Source organism: uncultured Shewanella sp. (assembly GCF_947501665.1).
In the GTDB taxonomy this organism is placed as follows: domain Bacteria; phylum Pseudomonadota; class Gammaproteobacteria; order Enterobacterales; family Shewanellaceae; genus Shewanella.
Genome location: NZ_CANMWS010000041.1, coordinates 16,526 through 36,584, shown reverse-complemented (window position 1 = coordinate 36,584; position 20,059 = coordinate 16,526). Strand labels below are relative to the sequence as shown.

At 39.6% G+C, this 20,059-nt stretch carries 16 protein-coding genes and 1 tRNA gene; 5 read left to right on the top strand and 12 right to left on the bottom strand.

What is annotated here, in order from left to right; all coding sequences use genetic code 11:
- Together Q0976_RS22465 and Q0976_RS22460 are read right to left on the bottom strand one after the other, a co-directional pair.
- Nucleotides 1-76: transfer RNA gene (locus Q0976_RS22465), tRNA-Gly, on the bottom strand.
- A 262-nt stretch (nt 77-338) separates the two neighbouring features.
- Nucleotides 339-1,775: a glyceraldehyde-3-phosphate dehydrogenase gene (locus Q0976_RS22460; protein ID WP_299496748.1), complete on the bottom strand. Its 1,437-nt coding sequence runs from the start codon at nt 1,773-1,775 to the stop codon at nt 339-341.
- A gap of 709 nt (nt 1,776-2,484) precedes the next feature.
- Between Q0976_RS22460 and gap the strand changes: the two genes are divergently transcribed.
- Nucleotides 2,485-3,492, top strand: coding sequence for a type I glyceraldehyde-3-phosphate dehydrogenase (gene gap, locus Q0976_RS22455; protein WP_299496746.1), 1,008 nt, complete (start codon nt 2,485-2,487; stop codon nt 3,490-3,492).
- Nucleotides 3,493-3,597: 105 nt separating this feature from the next.
- On the opposite strand, the gene Q0976_RS22450 is transcribed toward gap, so the two are convergent.
- From Q0976_RS22450 to Q0976_RS22440, 3 genes are all read right to left on the bottom strand, one after another.
- Nucleotides 3,598-3,873, bottom strand: coding sequence for a hypothetical protein (locus Q0976_RS22450; RefSeq protein ID WP_299496754.1), 276 nt, complete (start codon nt 3,871-3,873; stop codon nt 3,598-3,600).
- 114 nt (nt 3,874-3,987) lie between these two features.
- A complete protein-coding gene (locus Q0976_RS22445) occupies nt 3,988-5,334 on the bottom strand; it encodes an FAD-binding oxidoreductase (protein ID WP_299496744.1) in 1,347 nt (448 codons plus the stop codon).
- A 32-nt stretch (nt 5,335-5,366) separates the two neighbouring features.
- Entirely contained in the window at nt 5,367-5,951 is a 585-nt protein-coding gene (locus Q0976_RS22440) for a GNAT family N-acetyltransferase (RefSeq protein ID WP_299496742.1), read from the bottom strand.
- 243 nt (nt 5,952-6,194) lie between these two features.
- Here Q0976_RS22440 and Q0976_RS22435 point away from each other — a divergent pair, with 243 nt between their 5' ends.
- Together Q0976_RS22435 and Q0976_RS22430 are read left to right on the top strand one after the other, a co-directional pair.
- Nucleotides 6,195-7,865, top strand: coding sequence for a hypothetical protein (locus Q0976_RS22435; RefSeq protein ID WP_299496740.1), 1,671 nt, complete (start codon nt 6,195-6,197; stop codon nt 7,863-7,865).
- A 263-nt stretch (nt 7,866-8,128) separates the two neighbouring features.
- A complete protein-coding gene (locus Q0976_RS22430; RefSeq protein ID WP_299496738.1) occupies nt 8,129-10,540 on the top strand; it encodes an AAA family ATPase in 2,412 nt (803 codons plus the stop codon).
- A 57-nt stretch (nt 10,541-10,597) separates the two neighbouring features.
- Here Q0976_RS22430 and Q0976_RS22425 read toward each other — a convergent pair whose 3' ends face one another.
- Nucleotides 10,598-11,518, bottom strand: a complete 921-nt coding sequence (locus tag Q0976_RS22425) for a manganese-dependent inorganic pyrophosphatase (RefSeq protein WP_299496736.1) — start codon at nt 11,516-11,518, stop codon at nt 10,598-10,600.
- 385 nt (nt 11,519-11,903) lie between these two features.
- Between Q0976_RS22425 and Q0976_RS22420 the strand changes: the two genes are divergently transcribed.
- Entirely contained in the window at nt 11,904-12,386 is a 483-nt protein-coding gene (locus Q0976_RS22420) for a hypothetical protein (protein ID WP_299496734.1), read from the top strand.
- Between the two features lie 264 nt (nt 12,387-12,650).
- Nucleotides 12,651-13,118, top strand: coding sequence for a hypothetical protein (locus Q0976_RS22415; protein ID WP_299496732.1), 468 nt, complete (start codon nt 12,651-12,653; stop codon nt 13,116-13,118).
- Nucleotides 13,119-13,259: 141 nt separating this feature from the next.
- Here Q0976_RS22415 and Q0976_RS22410 read toward each other — a convergent pair whose 3' ends face one another.
- The 6 genes from Q0976_RS22410 to Q0976_RS22385 all read right to left on the bottom strand — a co-directional run bounded on the left by Q0976_RS22410 (nt 13,260) and on the right by Q0976_RS22385 (nt 20,056).
- Nucleotides 13,260-13,799 (bottom strand): DUF2937 family protein, encoded by a 540-nt coding sequence (locus Q0976_RS22410; protein ID WP_299496729.1) that lies wholly within the window; start codon nt 13,797-13,799, stop codon nt 13,260-13,262.
- A 124-nt stretch (nt 13,800-13,923) separates the two neighbouring features.
- Nucleotides 13,924-14,328, bottom strand: a complete 405-nt coding sequence (locus Q0976_RS22405) for a DUF4144 family protein (RefSeq protein WP_299496726.1) — start codon at nt 14,326-14,328, stop codon at nt 13,924-13,926.
- 152 nt (nt 14,329-14,480) lie between these two features.
- Nucleotides 14,481-14,855: a GFA family protein gene (locus tag Q0976_RS22400; RefSeq protein WP_299496752.1), complete on the bottom strand. Its 375-nt coding sequence runs from the start codon at nt 14,853-14,855 to the stop codon at nt 14,481-14,483.
- A gap of 128 nt (nt 14,856-14,983) precedes the next feature.
- Nucleotides 14,984-16,027 carry a hypothetical protein gene (locus Q0976_RS22395; RefSeq protein WP_299496724.1) on the bottom strand — a complete coding sequence of 348 codons (1,044 nt, stop codon included), beginning with the start codon at nt 16,025-16,027 and terminating at the stop codon, nt 14,984-14,986.
- Between the two features lie 319 nt (nt 16,028-16,346).
- A complete protein-coding gene (locus tag Q0976_RS22390) occupies nt 16,347-16,901 on the bottom strand; it encodes a GNAT family N-acetyltransferase (protein WP_299496722.1) in 555 nt (184 codons plus the stop codon).
- Between the two features lie 116 nt (nt 16,902-17,017).
- Entirely contained in the window at nt 17,018-20,056 is a 3,039-nt protein-coding gene (locus tag Q0976_RS22385; RefSeq protein ID WP_299496720.1) for an efflux RND transporter permease subunit, read from the bottom strand.
- Nucleotides 20,057-20,059: the final 3 nt, after the last annotated feature.

Sequence of the window (20,059 nt, the reverse complement as noted above, 5' to 3'; positions counted from 1 at the left end):
TGGAGCGACATATCGGGTTCGAACCGATGACCTATACCTTGGCAAGGTATCGCTCTACCAACTGAGCTAATGTCGCACTGTCTCATTCGTCTAACTTAGTAAGAATCTTTTCGCCTGACCTATCATCACAGCGTGTTTTACTTCGTTTGCTCTTGAGTACGGGATGGCATTCTACCGATTTGTTTTTCAGAGTCAATCAACAAACGGTTTTTCCGCTTCTGTTTGCTGCCAAATCAACCAAGTTGTTGTTTATTTGATTTTTTCGATTAAATATAAAACGCCTCCATAGAATGAGGCGTTCAATAATCACTCAAGATATCTTAAAAACCATGTAGACTTTACAGTTGAGGCAAAGATTGGTAATTCAACTCCAACATTTTTTGCATCACACCGACAACTTGGCAGCTATAGCCAAACTCATTGTCATACCAAACATATAAAATAGCACGCTTTCCATCTGCAATAGTTGCTTGAGAATCCAATACACCAGCAAAACGAGAGCCAACAAGATCGCTCGACACAATTTCGGTGGACTCTGTAAAGTCTATTTGATTTTGCAGATCAGAGTGTAGGGCTTTATTGCGCAAGTAGTCATTGATATCAGCTTTATCGGTATCAATATTGAGATTTAAACTAATAATCGCCATTGACACATTGGGAGTGGGTACCCTTATCGCATTCCCCGTTAACTTACCTTCTAACACAGGTAATGCTTTAGCAACTGCCTTCGCAGCGCCCGTTTCCGTAATCACCATATTCAAAGGAGCACTGCGCCCGCGCCTATCAGCTTTATGATAATTATCAATTAAGTTTTGATCATTAGTATAAGAATGAATCGTTTCTACATGACCATTAACAATACCGTATTCATCATTCACCGCCTTTAATACTGGCGTAATGGCATTCGTTGTACAACTCGCTGCAGAAATAATGGTATCTTCAGACAAAATATCGCCTTCATTAACACCATAAACAATATTCTTAATTTTTCCTTTTGCGGGTGCCGTTAATAAGACTTTTGCAGCCCCTTTCGATTTGAGATGTAAACCTAATCCTGCTTCATCTTTCCAAATCCCAGTATTGTCAACAATAAGTGCATCTTCAATACCGTACTGAGTATAATCAATTTCATCTGGAGAATTCGCATTAATGATCTGAATATAGGTTCCGTTAGCAATAATCGCATTATTTTCTTCATCAACCGACACTGAGCCATTGAACGGACCATGTACAGAATCTCGGCGAAGTAAACTGGCACGCTTCTCTAGATCACCTTTACGACCACCACGTAACACTATCGCGCGTAATCTTAGTTTATTACTCACACCACTTCTTTCAATCAATAAGCGGGCTAACAAGCGACCAATACGACCAAATCCGTAAAGCACGACATCTTTTGCTTCATCATCATGCTCTTCATTAATCGCAGGAGCCAAGACATCACTCATATAAGCATCAATTTGAGTCTCATCAGAGTGTTCGCGCCAATAATTCACTGCCACTTTACCAATATCCACTTTACATTGCTTCACTGCTAATCGAGTCAGTGCTTCAATAAAAGGCAGGCTCTCTCGTAAGCGCAATTTTTCACCCACATGATGGCGGACTAAACGGTGCGCTTTAATAATATCAATGGTCGAAGCATTTAATAACGGCTTACCATAGACAACCACTTCAACACCTTGGTTACGGTATAATTTTCCTAACAAAGGCTGCATCGCCTCAGCCATTTCAAAACGTTCTTGCCAACTTTGTAGGTGTTTATCAGCGCTCATTTATAAATCCTTGATCTCATATCTCTGCTAAAAACAGAACTCTTTGAGTAACAAAAAGAAAGAAGATTATTCATGTAAAAACGGCCTTATTGTAATGAAAATCACCTTTGCTTTCTAGTCGAAGGATTTTAGTAAACATGTAATTTAATTAGAAATAAATGAATAATAAAACCTCTTTTACGCCGAATGTTGTAATGTTTACATCATTTATTCATTTTCAAGTAAAAATCTCGGCTTTAAATACACCATTACGCCTTTTTCTTTCATTTAATAAAAATAAAAAAAGCCATTTTATTGTGCTTGAATAAGTACAATTAAGCCTGATCGGCTAAATTTCATGCCACATCCCCCTATTTTAAAGGCAACTCAGTACCAGCGCATTGCTATCCACTCTCATTTTCTACGCCAGTTAATTCTATTCCTATCCCTTTTATTGATCTTAAACAGGGCAAACATAAACAAAATACGCTTTAATCTAGTCTCAACCAACTAAACTTATTAGCAAGGGCCTGATAACTTTCAATGGTGATCATAAGCAGCTTATCTTCTTTCCTTGTTCTAATAAAAATGCAAAAAATGTGCTCAATGTAATAAAAAATCGTCTTTTTCGCGCAAATATGCGGAAATAAGCCGATAAAACTTGACGATTTCTGTCAGTTTGGTAATTTTACAACTAATTTCGAATTAAACATGACTTGAGGGATATCGAATGACTATCCGCGTTGCAATAAATGGCTATGGCCGTATCGGTCGCAATATTTTACGTGCACTTTATGAAAGTGAAAAAGATTACCCTATCCAAATCGTTGCTATCAATGATCTCGGTGATGCGTCAATTAATGCGCATTTAACCAAGTATGATTCTGTTCATGGGCGTTTCAATGCAAAAGTTGAACATTCAGACAATGCTATTTTTATCAATGAAGATAAAATAGCGACTTTCCAAGAACGCGATCCGGCGAACCTCCCTTGGGCAGAACTCAACGTTGACGTTGTTTATGAATGTACTGGTATTTTCACATCTAAAGAAGCCGTTCAGCCTCATTTAAACGCAGGTGCAAAAAAAGTCATTATTTCGGCTCCAGGTAAAAATGTTGATGCGACTGTTGTTTATGGTGTCAATAACGATATCATCACTTCTGATATGACCGTCATTTCAAATGCTTCTTGTACGACTAACTGCTTGGCACCTTTTGCTAAACCACTCAATGATGAAATTGGTATTGAATCAGGTTTGATGACAACCATTCACGCTTACACTAATGATCAACGTCTTTCTGATGTCTATCATACCGATCTTCGCCGCGCTCGCGCAGCTGCAGCTTCGATGATCCCAACACAAACCGGCGCAGCAGCGGCTGTTGGTTTAGTTGTACCAGAATTAAAAGGAAAGTTTGATGGACTAGCCGTTCGCGTGCCAACGATTAATGTTTCTTTAGTGGATCTGTCCTTTATCGCTGCACGTGATACAAGCGTTGAAGAGATTAACGCTATTATTGAAAAAGCCGCACAAAGTTCACCTCTCAGTGAAGTACTGGCTGTTAATCATGAGCCGTTAGTGTCTATCGATTTTAACCATAACCCTTATTCATCTAACTTTGATGCCACACAAACCCGCGTAAGTGGTCGTCTTGTGAAAGTCATGGCATGGTATGACAATGAATGGGGCTTTAGCAATCGCATGCTCGATAACACATTGGCATTAATGAACGCTTAATGTTTGATCCCATAAAATAATATGAATCACTCATATAAAAAAACCTGTCACAGACAGGTTTTTTAGTTTAAGACAATAATGATAATTAACTTCAAAATACTGTATTCATGATCTCTTTATACGAACGATTTTAAAAATATCAATATCAAAACCCGCCACTTGCTCTACATCACTATAATAGGTCAAATTGACCCGCGCCCCCGTTAAACTTTTATATTGTTGAGTACGGCGGAACTTAAAAGGCGTTTCACATCCTTCGGCCATCAATGTATGTTGGACCCACTCTTCCTTTTCTCTTTGGGTATGGCTCATAATTTTCATGTCTTGTGAATGAATTAATTTATCATGTTTTTTCAGCATTTTATCTAGTTTTTTTGACACCATAACATAACACCTCATTCAAATAATAAACCAATACCAACCTCAATATACAATCATTCCCTGCTTAAATTCCACCCCATTATAGGCTATTTAATACACAATTTGAAATGACCTTTACCCACACTTATCTTTTAACCAAGCATAATGATAATACGCCCACTGACCCGCCCTTCTTGCCCTAGGGAAAGGAAAAGCCGGTAAGGCTTGTGTGTATAATGGCAAATCAGGCACACTTTCACCTGCTATTTGTTGAGCCAATCGAAAAGCGGCCTGCGCACTAAAAGACACCCCAGCCCCGCAATAACCTAAACTGTAACCCACGCCATTACTGGCATAAACATGAGGCATATCATCCATAGCTGCTGCTATCCATCCCGTCCAATTATAAGCAATATTAATAGATGAAAGACTGGGAAAACATTGCAACATCGCTAAGTGTAAACGTTGTAAATACTGTGGCTTATGAGCATCTTTACCGTAAATAGCCCCTCTTCCACCAAACAATAATCGATTATCTGGCAACAATCGGTAATAGTATTTTAAAATACGGGTATCCATTGTGACTTGATTGGTCTTCAATCCTGACAAGGCTAACTGCTCCTGAGTTAAGGGCTCAGTCACAAATATCTGACTTAAGATCGGTAAAAAATGATTATCGACACGCTCATTAAACCTTTTAGGTGTGTAGGCATTTCCTAAGGTCACCACTTTCTTCGCCAGCACCTCTCCAGCCTCAGTCACTAACCTGTGTTTCCCAAATTCTTCAATCCATTGGGTGACACAAGTCTTTTCGTAAATAGGGACATGTTGATTTTGTACAAGCTTTTTATAGCCTAATAATAATTTTAAAGGATTAACGCCAAAGCCATCTTTTAATCTTAGGGCACCATAAGCTTGTTGATGGTCCATCAGCTCAGTCGATAATTGTTCACGAGAAATAAACGCCGCATCTTCACCCAAATGATCTCGAATAAAACCTGCTGCACTCGTCAGTTGTGCCATGGCCTTTTCATTATGCGCAATTTTGAGATAGCCCTTTTGTTGGGGCTCACAATCAATATGATTATCTTGAATAAGCCCATCAACTCGAGACACGGCATCACTGAATTCTCGATAAATGCCTTTTGCCGTATCCAAATCCCAGCGCTTCGCCATTTGCTGATAACCTAAACGCCCAGAGCCTTTTAATACAAACCCTGCATTACGCGCACTAGCACCAAAGCCCACTTGATTGGCTTCTAATACACAACAATCAATATTAAATTGATTGGCTAAATAATAAGCCGTCAATAATCCAGAATACCCGCCACCTATGATGGCCACCTCAGTTTGCAGTGTCCCTGATAAACTTGAGCACAAAGCGGGTAATGCCTGTCTGCTAGCCCAATAAGAATCGGGCGCCCCCAAATGAGAAGGAAAAGACTGAACAAGCGGATCAAAATTAACATGATGCATCGACATAAAACGATAACTCCAACAATGAATAAAGTAGACTATGATCCAAATCGCAATATCATTTCACATGCACTGCATTCACAGGGTGAGCCACATAACACACACTCATAGTCGGCATATTCCACAGGATCGCTCCATCGCTTCGAATGGATTGCAACCAATTCCCCGCCAGCTTTCGTAAAATACTTCACTGCAGCATTATTCGGGCTTTGCTGCCAAAGATGGCTGATCCCGCCCAAGCCACCTTGTTTTTTAACGGCCTGAATAGCCGCTGTTAATAACTGGCCACCACCACCTTGCCCCTGAAATTGCGGTGCGATGGTATTACATTTGAAATAACATAAATCTTTCACGGGGATCCCCCACTGCTTTGGCGAACACCATTGATCCACTTGCCATTGTTCAGGCGCATAAGTTAATCTAAATCCGGCCAATGCCTCTCCTTGATACAATACAAAACTGGCATTAACCCCAGCCTTAATCCCCATATTTCGCATACACATCAAACTGGATGGCGTCAAATAACCTGCACCATGGACGCGATTACCTAATGCAATAACAGCACTAAAATCTTCTTTTTCTAATGGCTTAATCACCGAGTGAATATCTAAGCTCTGACTCACTTTCCACACCTTCTTTACAACAAAACGGACACCACTAATAATCACACAATAGAAACCCAATATAAATCAAAAACCTCATGTAATAACCAAAAAGTAACAAAAGTAAGCATTAAAAAGCTAAAAACACAGCAAACAAACCTTATCCGTGCAAAATACGCACAGATTAACTTTATTATTACTGCGACAAGATGTAGATTACTCTCGTTATATGTAAACAACTACAATGAAAATGGAGAGCTCCCCTTGATCAAACCTACACTGATTTCACTTGTCATGATTGGCCTATTAAATGGTTGCTCGAAACCAGAAGATCCTACCAGTACTGAAGCCCCTTATACGCAAATGGCCCAAAACTACCAGCATATGCTCGATCGCTTTGTTGATATCGACATGCAAGCCGATTTGTCAACGGTCTCCGATCAAGATATCCAAGTCCTCAAGAAACTTATTCAAGTCGCTGATATTCTAGACATCATCTATTTAAAGCAAACTTATGAAGATAACCCCAAAATCCGCCAAACTATTCAAGATTCAACAAGTCCTCATCAACAAGCCTTGCTCGCATTATATGATCTACATTATGGCCCTTGGGATACATTAGAAGCAGATAAACCTTTCTTTGGCCAAGTGAAGCGACCTGACGGAGCAGGTGTTTACCCAGTTGATATGACTCGAGATGAGTTTAACCAATGGATTGCAAGCCATCCAGAAGATGAAACCGCCTTTAAAAGTGGCTACACGGTCATTGTTAGAGATGCAGATAAACTCAAAGCCATCCCCTACAGCCAGTATTATGCCAAAGAGCTTCAAGCTGCGGCGAAATTAATGCAAGAAGCGGCAGCCTTAACGCAAGATAAAAGTTTACGCATATTTTTATTAAAACGTGCCGATGCCTTTTTAAATGATCAATATCGCGACTCAGAAATGGCTTGGATGGACCTTAATGGCAGCCTTGAAGTCGCTATCGGCCCTTATGAAACATACACAGATAAACTATTTGGGTATAAGACATTTTTTGAAGCATTCATTACCGTTAGAAATCCTGAAGACAGTGCAAAACTGGCTGTCTATAAAAAATATTTAACGCAGATGGAGTTAAACCTTCCGATCCAAGACGAGTACAAAAACCTACAACGCGGCGCTGAATCCCCCATTTCAGTAGTTGATCAAGTTGCTGGCGGCGGTGATAACAAACCGGGTGTACAAACCGTAGCTTTTAACCTTCCCAATGACGAGTATGTCAGAGAAATAAAGGGAAGCAAAAAGGTCATGCTCAAAAATGTACTTAATGCTAAATACCAAGCCATTATGCAGCCCATCTCTTCACTCATTATCAATAAAGCACAACAGCCTTTGTTAATGGAAAAGTACTTCTTCAATGAAACCTTATTTCATGAGCTGTCTCATGGGTTAGGTCCTGGTAACATCACACTTAATGGACAACAAACCAGTGTTAGTGAACAATTAAAAGAAACCTATTCTAAAATAGAAGAAGGCAAAGCTGATGTTATGGGCGCCTATAACATGCTATTCTTAATGGATAAAGGCGAGCTCCCTAATGCCGAACGTCAGAATATGTTAGTCACTTATTTTGCTGGGCTGTTCCGCTCAATGCGATTTGGTGTCCATGAAGCCCATGGCGCTGGCGCAGCATTTCAATATAATTTCTTTAAAGAAAAGCAAGCTTTTACTTTCGATAAACAAACACAAACCTATCATGTTAATTTTGTTGAATTAGAAATGGCCATTCGCGATCTTGTCAAAGAAGTCACCATGATCCAAGCACTCGGTGATTACCAAGCCGCTAACGCTTTTTTAACCCAATATGCCGTACTTGCTGATGAAGTCGCTGACATTAATCAAAAAATGGCCAGTATTCCAACCGATATCAAACCCCATTACCCAAAACTGTAATGACAAAGTAAAATAATAACAAGTATCTTGGCCACATTCAGTGGCCGCGATACTTCTCCTTCTTCTTTAAATCTTCCATTGATTTAATTAAAAGTCATAATCAGTGCAGTAACTGTGAAACACAGGTAAAACCCCCAACCTGTACAAAAAACAACCTAAAAGTCATTATTTTTATTAATAATACTGAAAAATGACCAATTAGTGCAGAAATGAAATCACTAAGCGTATAGAGTAGAAAAAAACATGCCATAAGAGGATGCATTATGCCCATAACCCCTCTCAGCAGTGAGCAGCTTTATCGTCGCTCTGAACTTAATGAATTAGATGTGAAATGCACATCAACAAAACACTTACCCCCTTTAGATGAAATTGTCGGTCAAGCCCGTGCTCAACAAGCTGTTGAATTTGCACTATCGATGAAAGAAAAAGGCTATAATATTTACGCATTAGGTCGAAATGGCTTAGGCAAACGAACCATGATATTACGCCATTTAAATAAACAATATTTACCAGAGAGCCTGCCAGAAAACGAACGCCCTCCTTTATTTGATTGGTGCTATGTCGTGAACTTCGAGGATGAAAGACAACCTAACGTACTTATTTTACCTTCTCAACTGGGGCCTAAGTTTAAAAAAGACATTGAGAAATTAGTGCAAAAATTGCTAAAGGCATTGCCATTAGCGTTTGATAATGAAATGTATTATTCTCGAGCCGATAAACTGAAAAATCAACTCGCATCAAAACAAGAACACGCCATTATTACGCTGACAGAAGACGCGAAAAAACTCGGGGTCAGTTTAAGTATTTCAGCCAAAGGAAATTATGAACTTGTTGCATTAAATGGGGATGAACCCCATACCGAAGAGTCTTATAGTCAACTTAGCCAAACTCAACAAAAACGACTACAGACGGCCATCAGTAAACTTGAAGCGAAACTAAGAGGATTAATCAGAAAAATTACCGTTTGGGAAGAAGAATATACCGATCAACAACAAAAACACGATGAACAAGTCGCTGCTGATGTGTTAGCGCACAGTTTTCAGAAATTACTTCAAAAATACCATGCTTTGCCACAAGTCAAACAATACCTAACGGCAATGCAAAAAGATATATTGGATAATCTCGATATTTTTCTGGAAGAGAATGAAGAACAAATTGCGTTAGCTTACGCAGCAATGAGCAAGAAAATGCCTCGACGATACCAAGTCAATGTGCTCGTATCACAAGAAAAAAAGACCCCACCCATTATTGTTGAAGACAGCCCTAATTATCATACTTTATTTGGCTATGTAGAAAATGCCACATACAAAGGCACCGTTATCACGGATTTTTCATTTATTCGTGCAGGCAGTTTACATAAAGCCAATGGCGGCGTATTGATGATCGATGCCGTCAAAGTGCTCGAGCACCCCTATGTTTGGGATGGCCTAAAGCGTGCGTTGCGTTCAAAAAAGTTGAGTCTAAGTTCTCTTGAAAAAGAAGTGACCTTATCAGGCGCTATTTCGCTGGATCCAGAAGCTATTCCACTGAACATCAAGATTATTTTATTTGGCGATCATCGTACTTATCAATTGCTACAACGATTTGACCCTGAGTTTTGTGAGTTATTTAAAGTCACCGCCGACTTTGAAGATAGAATGCCTCGCACATCTCAATCAGAACATCATTATGCCCAATTTATTTCCAGCATTGTCCATAGTAATAAAATGTTGCATTGCGATCGAGCCGCCATCGCAAGGATCATCGAATTTAGTGCTAGACAGGCTGATAATCAAAACCAGCTGTCTTTACACTCCGTTGATACCGCTAATTTACTCAGAGAAGCCAACTACTGCGCGCGCAGTATGAAAGCAACTCTTATTCGAGCAAGCCATGTTGAACAAGCATTACAGAATAAAGAACTGCGAATTTGCCGTGCTAAAGATGAATTCATGCAAAGCTTCATTAACGGTTCCACCTTATTGGATACCCAAGGCAAAGCCATAGGCCAAGTCAATGCACTATCCGTTATGTCGACATCAGAATACTTATTTGGGGCGCCAAGCAGGATCACCGCAACGACATCGTTTGGAGAAGGGAAAGTATTTGATATTGAAAGAAAAGTTGACTTAAGTGGCAGTATTCACTCAAAAGGCGTCATGATTTTAACCGCTTTTATTGCCTCCATACTGGGTAAAACTGATAAAATTCCTCTGTCGACACATCTCACTTTTGAACAATCCTATGGCGGTGTCGATGGCGACAGTGCCACTATGGCTGAATTGTGTAGCATATTGTCATCAATCTCTGAACTCCCCCTAAGACAAGATATTGCCATTACCGGATCCATGAATCAGTTTGGTGAATCTCAGCCCATAGGTGGCGTGAATGAAAAAATTGAAGGCTTTTTTGATGTGTGCCAAATAAAAGGGGCCAAACACACTCAAGGGGTCATTATCCCTCATTCCAATATCCAAAACCTAATGTTGCGAAAAGATATCATTCAAGCCGTTAACAAAGGGCACTTTCATATTTGGGCCATAAAAAACGTTGGCCAAGCGATTGAATTATTGACAGGTACTCCTTTAGGAAAACGTCATTCTCAAGAACAGTATCCAAAAAAGTCCTTGCTAGGCGTAGCTCAAGCTAAACTGGATGCATTACGTTCTCAAGCTGATACGCTCAAAAAGTCGTAATAATAATGCCAGTCAATAGCAATGACTGGCATAAAATCAAGTGGAATGAATAACAGCTTAACTAAAAACGGCTTGCAAAGGTGGGACAACCTGTTTTTTACGACTCAGCACACCATCAAGCCAGACCTTTCCATCAGTCAACCCTTTACCATAGGCTTGCTCTATCAATCCTGCATCATCACTACTGACTAACAACTCAGAACCTTCTTTCATGATATCTGTCAATAATAATAAAACACTATGGCGATCACCTTCCACTTTTAAGGCAGCAATATCCGCTTCTAGTTCCGCTTTAAAATCATCAAATACTGATAGGTCGATAACTTCAAGTTGACCAATACCAACTTTATGGCCATTCATATTAAAGTCTTTAAAGTCACGCATAACCAAATCACGGACAGGCGTGCCTTCCACCGCTGATTTCACTTTAAACATTTCCATGCCAAGAGCTTTAAAATCTTCAATTTCAGCAATTTCAGCTAAGGCTTCAACGCAACGGATATCTGCAGTGGTACAAGTGGGAGATTTAAAAATCACTGTATCACTCAAAATAGCGCACATCATGATACCCGCTATGGCTTTTGGGATCACAACATTATGAAAATCATACATCATTTTAATGATAGTGTTACTGCAACCCACAGGACGGATCCAACATTCAAGCGGAGTTGACGTGGTGAGATCGCCTAATTTATGATGATCAACAATGCCGACAATTGTCGCATCAGCAATATCATCAGGCGCCTGAGTCACTTCAGAATGATCAACAATATACACTTCTTCGCCAGCATAACTGAGTTTAAGCTCCGGCGCTTCAAAACCAAATTTATCTAAAATAAAAGCAGTTTCTGGCGATAATTCCCCCAAACGAGCCGCAATTGAATCTTCACCAATCTGATTTCTTAAATAGGTTAAAGCAATCGCCCCACAGATAGAATCTGAATCTGGGATTTTATGGCCCACAACATAAACTGACATATACACATCTCTCCGATAATTTTCTCTATTTTAACAAAAGTCAATAACCGACGAAATACTATTAATCACTATGATGGTTATATTATAGCCACAAAGCAGACTTTATTCTTAAAAGGATGACTCCCGCAGCTGATCTGTCACCAGCTTCCCTTGAAAATATCCTCAAATCAGTCAGCTTCACACAATCTAAAGCACTCCTTACTCAGGTCTGTCCACTTTATAGAAATACTCGATAAAAATGATAGTGGTTTATTCGTAATATAATGATAATTACATTAATCAACCTTGTTTAACAACAAGTTAAATTAAATTTAGCGCAATTGAACTCATCCTTATAAATCGGTAATATTGCCCTGTTTTAGGGGTATTAACGCAATGGAAATTTATGCCAACTCTTTCTCTTATTCATCCTAAAGTCACTATTCCTCATAGCCAATTAGACACTTCTGAACAAAATGCTAAAGACGTGTCATTGGGTAAACAGCGGCTCACCGCCTTTATCAAAGGAGACATTGATAATGTTACTCAGCTCGGCTGCTTTGATAAATCCTTTGACCGATTATTTTGTGACAGTAAAAAAGACAATGCCATGAAAGTCATTGATGCCATGGTCGAACTCGACTTTACTCATGACACTATGAGTCAAACTAAGCAAGTCATTGCCATGGAGCATAACTTCAAACAATTAAAAGATCTTGCTGGAGAGGGTAATAGTGGCCTTTTTCAAATCAAACGAAATGAAGTTGACAGCAACACCACTTTTATTGTGGACGGGCAGATCATTGCCAAGGTCAACGCCGTTTGTGGTGGCTTTGAAAACAGTCAAGATTTATCAGCCTCTGGCGCTTGGGTTGCAGAAGAGCTCTGAGACTAATGTGTAGACTCACTCCGAACACGCATTAAATCGCCTCCAATATCCGACTTGGAGTGGGGTTTGACGACTCCCCCACTCTTTATCATGAAGCAATACTCGACTTTAGACTACCTGGTCATACCTCTTTCGCACTGCAATGTTAAAAATTGATAGTCATCCCTTACTAACCTAATCAATAATAACCACCCAATTAATTGATTATGATCTTCTCCCTCCTCATAAGATCATGACAATCACTCAATTTACAGAGAGAACAAAATGACTATTTTTGCTTCAGCAACATTGAATACATCACGTTTTATTGATTATCCACAAGGCGAAAAGAAGGAATTTTCAGATATTTCCATCGGAAAAAATCGCGCAGAAGCCATAATAAATGGCGATATGGATAAAGCAACTAAACTCAACATTTTTGAAAAAATCATCGACGTTATCTTTTGCGGTAGTCAAAAACAAGACGCTTTAGATCTTCTTAAAGACATGTTTTTCATGGAAAAAACAAGCGAAGATTTAAGTGAGAAAGAAAAACTCGAAATCATGGAAAATAACTTTGAAAAGTTGAAACAAATGGCGGGTCCAGGATATGCCGATCAATTTGACAGAGTACAGGATGAGGCCCACAGCCAAACCTCTTACTACATGGGCAACACCCTCATTACCAGTGTTAATACTGTTTCCGGTGGCTCAGGAGATGGGCAATGGTATGCTGTAAACTTGAATGTTTAATTTGCTCAACTCTCTTACCTGGCGATATGAGTAAACCTTATATAGAAATCACTAAGTCACATTAGACTATTCAATACAAAGAACCACAAACGCTTTTGTGGTCCTTTAACTCACCTCTTTATGCCCTACTACACATGAACACTAAATAGATCGTCTTCTTTGTACTGGTCCAAATATCATTCTCCTCATTAAGCGCAACATTTGCCAAAATAGCATTAACACACATTCAGCCACTGCTGCAAGTAAGCCACCAGCTATCACGCCAATGACAATCGCTTGACTATTTAATACAATAGAATAGGTGTACTGGGCTAACACTTGGGTTTTAATATCCGACATGGGATCAAAGATGAATTGCACATAAGGACTATATTCATTTGCCGAAAATTGCTGCCAAGCGGTTGATAATGCGATTTGTCGAAGCATCAATTGCTCAACATTCTTGCCTGCATCATTAAATACTGGATCATCATTACCTTGATAATAAGCAATCAGTTTATCAATACTGCCACCAAAATAACGATCCGCATCCCCTTGAAAAGCACTTAAACTTAATTTTGATTCCGTTAATTGAGATTGTAAACGTTTACCGTATTGATCCACCACACTTGGCGCTTGGATCCCCACCAATACCCCAATCATAAATAAAATTAAACGCAAATATTCAATGATTTTTTTCATTTTTATCCACTGTTATTATGTTTCGTCTATTTATCATACGGTATAAAAGCGGCAATAGGGAAAGGAATATAAAGAAGGAGGTAACTTAACCACTTATCATAACGAATAGAAAACAAGATATGACTTAAGAGATATTAATAACACGAACAAGATCAATCAGTTGTCCATAGTGACTCACATCAATTTTGGCGCTGCATACTTGCTGCACTAAACACGCATTTTTTTTCACTAATAATAACAATTCAGCAAACAAAATAAACCCATCACTATCAAGCAAAAATAATTGACCATTATACTCTGTCATATCATAAAGGCGACCACTTGAATCAATAAGCTTGTCTCCTTCAGTTAGCATTGGCGCCTCATCACAATACACCAACCAATCCATTTTATTAGCAAGATAAACCAGTTCATCATCTCCTTGATAACAAACGACTGCCGGCCAATGAATATCTTTCGATACCCCCTTATCAACCACACTACTACGATCTTGAGTCATTTTTTCTCTAACAAAGATGATGAACCACATTCAACACACATTTTCAAGAACAACCTCAATCATTAACAGGATTTCTGATAATCGTGACATTATCGATCAAGCTCATGTTTGCTATAACAAGGAAGTGAGGTTTCAATGCTGCCCCAACAAACTTTAAAATGGGATTTCCCATAACCGCGACATTATCGACCAGGCTCATGTTTGCTATAACAAGGCAGAGAGGTTTCAATGCTGTCCCAACAAGCTTTTGAATCAATAAAATTATGCGACACTGGACGCTCATCAATCGAAGAGTCTAACAACCCTAAACGTAAACGATAGCGGTTAGGATCAGCTAAGTTTTCACTGTATAAAGGAGAGGCACAACGACGACAAAAATAACGTTTCTTTCCTGGTGTCACTTCATAGTAATCAATCCATTCATGTCCTTTTACCACATGAAAGTCAGATTGTTGAACAAAACCATTCGTCGCATAAGCGGTACCACTGGATTTTCGACACAAAGAGCAATGGCAATGAATAATCTGCGTAATAGCTCCTTGTAACGTCACTTCAATCCCTTTGCAAAGACAACTTCCCTAATACATAGTTTTCCTTAAAATATAAAATAAATGACACAATCTACAGACAATTAAAGCAACTTTCTCTGACTCACAACATGAAACAGATATCGCTAATAGGGCAATTATAAATAACTCACCCCAAGCTCAGCAAGGTATATTTTTGCATAGGGTTCAATATCTTCTGGAGCATGATTCACCTGTACCACACTGATAAAATAATACTTATCTCGATATTGGAATAATTTAGCCCCCCGCAACAAAATAGAGTCCTCATAAATCACTTCCTGATCACTTCTTGATTTCAAAGTAAAACGAGTGTAATTTTCAGAAAAACCATTGGTGTGAATAGTAAAAGGCAGTTTTGAATGCATATCAATCCCTTGCTTAGCACCAAAAGTCGCCACTTCAAAAGGCCTTAAGCGCATGTCCACTTTATTAAAAAAACCTAATTCCTTAAGCTCAACGCGAGGTAATGTCCCCATAATATGTTGTGCATTATCATCAACAGAGACCACCAAATTGCCCTCATTTTGATGTAAATTCAGTGGACGATGAAGATTAAAATCACTTAAAACCGCAAATGACGGCGCTAAATGTTGTTGATGGTGATGAGGGAAATTTAATGATACCGGCTTACCTGTTTCTGTACTCACCGCATACCAAGTGTCCGCCATCGGGCTCACATCTTTGCTCAAGTCAAATACAGGAGTCTTAGTGGGAACCGCTGGCATAAACCCTTTTAATTCTTCATTCGCCCACCAAGCAACAAAAATAAGGATCGCTGCAGATCCAGTCACTTTTAATGCTCCTATTGTGAAAGACGCATTATACACGCCCCCTAAAAATCGGTACAAAAGAGATGCAACAGCAATACCCAAAAAAATAGCAATAATAGGCGGGGGGACCAAGATAGGATTTTCTAAAGACCATAACATGGTCAGTACTGGTGCTAATAATAGCGTTATAACAATCGCAATAATGACGACGATATCTTCTGCAGATAAAGTATGAGGCCTTTTTTGTCTATCCGCTGGGAGCCTTGTCCTTCCTCCTTCTATGACGTGAGATTGTACAGGCTGAATATGAGGAGCCTCGGAGTCAATCTCATCCGCTACTGAATCCTGTGATGTTGAATGAGGCTGATTACGCTTATTTGCATTAACCATTACATTATCATTCCTTTGCATTGTTCCAATATTAACATTAAAAAAATTATTCTTCTTTAATGATTGAATTACGTTCGAGACCTTCGAGATAAACACGTTATAATAGTAACTTAGAAGGTGTTACTATAAGAGCCTTTATGTAATAAAAGAGGCTAAAACAAAGAATAAAGGCATTATTTCATGCCGTAAAAACCGACAAAGATTATAAGAAAATATACATACCAAAATGGTGCCCTTGATTGCTCCATGCCTCAATGACACTATGATTTACGGTGCTATGGTTTACGGCACCATAATTTACTATGCCATCAATACCCTTTTAAATTTTACTCGCTGATGAAGACGCCAATGGCCGAAACATAAAGGTATATGAACAAGGCTGCTCATTAATTCGAAACATATCCTCTATTTCACCTCCCACTCTAAAGCCATATTTTTCATATAAATTAATGGCAGTTTGATTATGAGAGAGCACCCATAAATCCAGATAGGCAATCTGAGGAAACTGGATTAACCAAGTGACTAAGGTGTCCAATAACAATTTCCCTAATCCTTTTTGTCGATGCTCAGTGGCAACCCCCATGCCTAACAGGACTCTATGCTGAGTATAAGCTTGTATATGACCACGAATTTCTATATGCCCAACCACTTGCCCCTCTTCAAAAGCTAACCAAAGTCTTCGCCAATCAGTCTCTTCAAAGGTCTTTTTAATACCATGATAAAACTGGGATTTAGTCAAGGTGGTTACATTGGACTCGGCACTGGATAGAGACTGAAATAAATGTGTATCGCCTGCACTATCATCGGATAAATGCGCTTCTAAATACTGAAAAAAAGCATTGATATCATCAGGTTTTGCCAGTCGAATATCCATTATTAGCCTCGTTATTAATGAGTACAGTTTTATTCAGTGTACCCTTTTCTTTGCTCAGGATAAATCCTTCCATTCATTTTGCATGTTTAGGGCTTTTAGGGCTATTTGTAATAAAACTAATTTGATTTGATATTAAAGAAAATGGCATAAAGTGTGGGAACCACCAGCATAGTCAATACTGTTGCAAAGCCGAGCCCCGCCATAATCGTAATTGACATATTAACAAAAAACACATCTGGCAATAACGGGATCATGCCTAAAATGGTGGTCGCAGCAGCCAATACAACTGGACGTAAACGACTCAATGATGAATCAATAATAGCGGGTAATCCCGGTTTTCCAGAGCGAATTTGCTGATCGATTTCATCAATTAATACAATCGCATTTTTGATCAATAACCCAACTAAAGATAAAGCACCCAATATTGACATAAAATCAAATGCGCCGCCGGTGGACAACAGCCCCGCTGTGATCCCAATAATGGCCAATGGCACTGTCAACCAAATAATAAGCGGCTGGCGCAATTGTCCAAACAATAATATCGACGTTAATATCATCAATAAAAACCCCACAGGCAACGCCCCCGCTAATCCCGCTTGGGCTTTTTGTGAATCCTCATATTCTCCTCCCCAAGCCAAATAATAACCTGGCGGTAATGGCATCGCCTCTATTTTAGGTTTAAGGCGAGCAAATAACGGCTCTGTTAATTCTCCTTTTGGATTACATGAGGCAATAATGGTTTGAATGCGATTTCTCCCTCGCAGCACCGTATTTTCCCAGCGAGTTTGGTATTCACTCACGACTTGAGATGCGGGAATGGTCCTTTCCAAGACGGGACTCCAAACTTGCACATCACGTAAATTTGCCACATCCCCCCTTTCATTTTCCGTCGCCCTTAATTTTATCGGCAATGAACGATTATTATCTCGGTATTTTCCCGCAATATTACCTTCCCCAGCATATTGCAATGCCAAAGATAATTCTTCACGAGTGATCCCAAGCTGCCGTCCCACTTGTTCATTAAAAACTGGCGTGATCACTTTAACCGGATTACGCCAATCATCTCGAATATCTTTCGCTTCATTATCACTGCGCATAATCGCTTGCGCTTGAACAGCCAACTCTCTAAGGATACTGGGATCAGGTCCACTGAATCTGGCTTCAATTTTACCATCACGACCCGGCCCTATGCGTAATGCCTTAATAATAGGATCATTAGATAAGGTATTTTCCCGCATAAAATCTTCAACTTGCTGCCATACTTGTGGAATGACTTCTCGAGATTCTGTTTGTACAATAATTTGAGCATACGCAGCAGCAGGCTCTTTTGAGTCATAGACCAAAGTAAAGCGTTGATGAGCGCCGCCAATGACAGTGCTGGTTTGTAACACCTCCGGTAAATTATTTAAATATTGGCTAATTTTTAAAACAGTATCTCGAGTATGACGAATATCACTGCCTTCAGGTTCCCATACATCAATAAAAAACATCGGCGTATTGGATTCTGGAAAAAAACCACTCTTTACCGATCCAAACCCAATCACTGCAGCAATAAATAATACCACCACGCTGCCCACCGTTATCCAACGATGGGTAATCGCCGCAGTGACTAATTGACGGTAACCGGTGAAGAAAATACCTTGATAAGGTGCATTATCCGTTGCTGATCCCTCACCTTTTTTCATTAATAAAGCACACAATAATGGCGTAGAACTAATGGCCGTTAACCAAGATAACGACAAAGAAATCAAGATGACATAAAATAGAGAGCCAGCAAATTCTCCCGTTGAGTCAGGGGATAACCCAATGGCTGAAAAGGCTAAAATGCCAATCAATGTTCCTCCAAGCAATGCCCAAATTGTCGAACCAACGGTTTCAGATGCAGCCTGAGTCGCACTAAGCCCTTTTTGCATCCTCACCATCATACCTTCTGCCACAACAATGGCATTATCCACCAGCATACCTAACGCAATCACAAGGGCACCCAGAGAAATTCTTTGCAAGTCAATCGAGAATAACTCCATAAAAAATAAAGTCCCCGCAACGGTAATAAGCAGCACACTGCCAATAATGAGGCCAACCCGTAACCCCATAAACAGTAATAACACCACAATCACAATCGCTACAGCTTGACCCACACTGACAATAAAACCGCTTACCGATTTTTCCACCTCTTGGGGCTGGTTATAAATCAGCTTAAAAGACATACCAATAGGAATAATGGACTGTAACGCCTCAAAACGTTGACTTAACCGTTTCCCCACTTCAACAACATTTTCTCCTGGTAACATAGACACACCAATGGCAAGACCTGGCTCTCCATCTACATAGTAAAGCTTATTCGGCACATCATCATAAGCGCGAGTGATCTTGGCAATATCTTTGAGGTAAACCAATTTCTTATTTTTAGCACTAATTAATACATCCCCAATCGATTGCACCGACTGAAACGTACCTGTAGGACTAATACGTAAATAATCCCCACCAACACGAATACTGCCCGCATCTATGACCTCATTTTGCGACGCTAAAATACTGGCAATGTGTTGCAATGAAATACCAAGCTCGCCCAGTTGAGAGCGAGAGATCTCCACATACACCACTTCTTTTTGCTCGCCATCAATGACAATTTTCCTCACACCAGGCACTTGCACCATCTGTTTTTTGACATTATCTGCGGTATCAAATAGATCCCGCCAAGAATAACCCGCACCAGTTAAAATGCCATATACACCATAGACGTCACCAAAGTCATCAATCACCATAGGAGCTTGTGCTCCAGAAGGTAATAATGGCGTGACGTCCGCTATTTTTCGGCGTAACTCATCAAAAATATTAGGAAAATCTTTTTGTCTAAATTTATCTTTAAACTCTATAGTTATATCAGAAAGTCCCGGACGAGAGACTGACATTTTAATCCACTTCACTTGCGGTAATTTTTGGATCGCATCTTCAATATGATAAGTCACTTCATCTTGCACTTCTTGCGCCGTTGCTCCGGGATATAAAGTAATCACTTTAGCCAACTTAATGGTAAATTCAGGATCTTCTAATCGTCCCATTTTATTAAACGCAATCATGCCCCCCACTAACAACACCAGAATAAGCAACCAAGAGATCACTTTATTATTCACTGAATACTCGCCAATATTCATCCA

What these genes read in the sequence shown, in the direction of transcription:
- Q0976_RS22425 (WP_299496736.1), bottom strand. Translation starts at nt 11,518, where the DNA reads ATGTCAGTTTATGTTGTGGGCCATAAAATCCCAGATTCAGATTCTATC.
- Q0976_RS22430 (WP_299496738.1), top strand. Translation starts at nt 8,129, where the DNA reads ATGCCCATAACCCCTCTCAGCAGTGAGCAGCTTTATCGTCGCTCTGAA.
- Q0976_RS22445 (WP_299496744.1), bottom strand. Translation starts at nt 5,334, where the DNA reads ATGTCGATGCATCATGTTAATTTTGATCCGCTTGTTCAGTCTTTTCCT.
- Q0976_RS22420 (WP_299496734.1), top strand. Translation starts at nt 11,904, where the DNA reads ATGCCAACTCTTTCTCTTATTCATCCTAAAGTCACTATTCCTCATAGC.
- Q0976_RS22460 (WP_299496748.1), bottom strand. Translation starts at nt 1,775, where the DNA reads ATGAGCGCTGATAAACACCTACAAAGTTGGCAAGAACGTTTTGAAATG.
- gap (WP_299496746.1), top strand. Translation starts at nt 2,485, where the DNA reads ATGACTATCCGCGTTGCAATAAATGGCTATGGCCGTATCGGTCGCAAT.
- Q0976_RS22415 (WP_299496732.1), top strand. Translation starts at nt 12,651, where the DNA reads ATGACTATTTTTGCTTCAGCAACATTGAATACATCACGTTTTATTGAT.
- Q0976_RS22405 (WP_299496726.1), bottom strand. Translation starts at nt 14,328, where the DNA reads ATGTGGTTCATCATCTTTGTTAGAGAAAAAATGACTCAAGATCGTAGT.
- Q0976_RS22390 (WP_299496722.1), bottom strand. Translation starts at nt 16,901, where the DNA reads ATGGATATTCGACTGGCAAAACCTGATGATATCAATGCTTTTTTTCAG.
- Q0976_RS22395 (WP_299496724.1), bottom strand. Translation starts at nt 16,027, where the DNA reads ATGGTTAATGCAAATAAGCGTAATCAGCCTCATTCAACATCACAGGAT.
- Q0976_RS22385 (WP_299496720.1), bottom strand. Translation starts at nt 20,056, where the DNA reads ATGAATATTGGCGAGTATTCAGTGAATAATAAAGTGATCTCTTGGTTG.
- Q0976_RS22410 (WP_299496729.1), bottom strand. Translation starts at nt 13,799, where the DNA reads ATGAAAAAAATCATTGAATATTTGCGTTTAATTTTATTTATGATTGGG.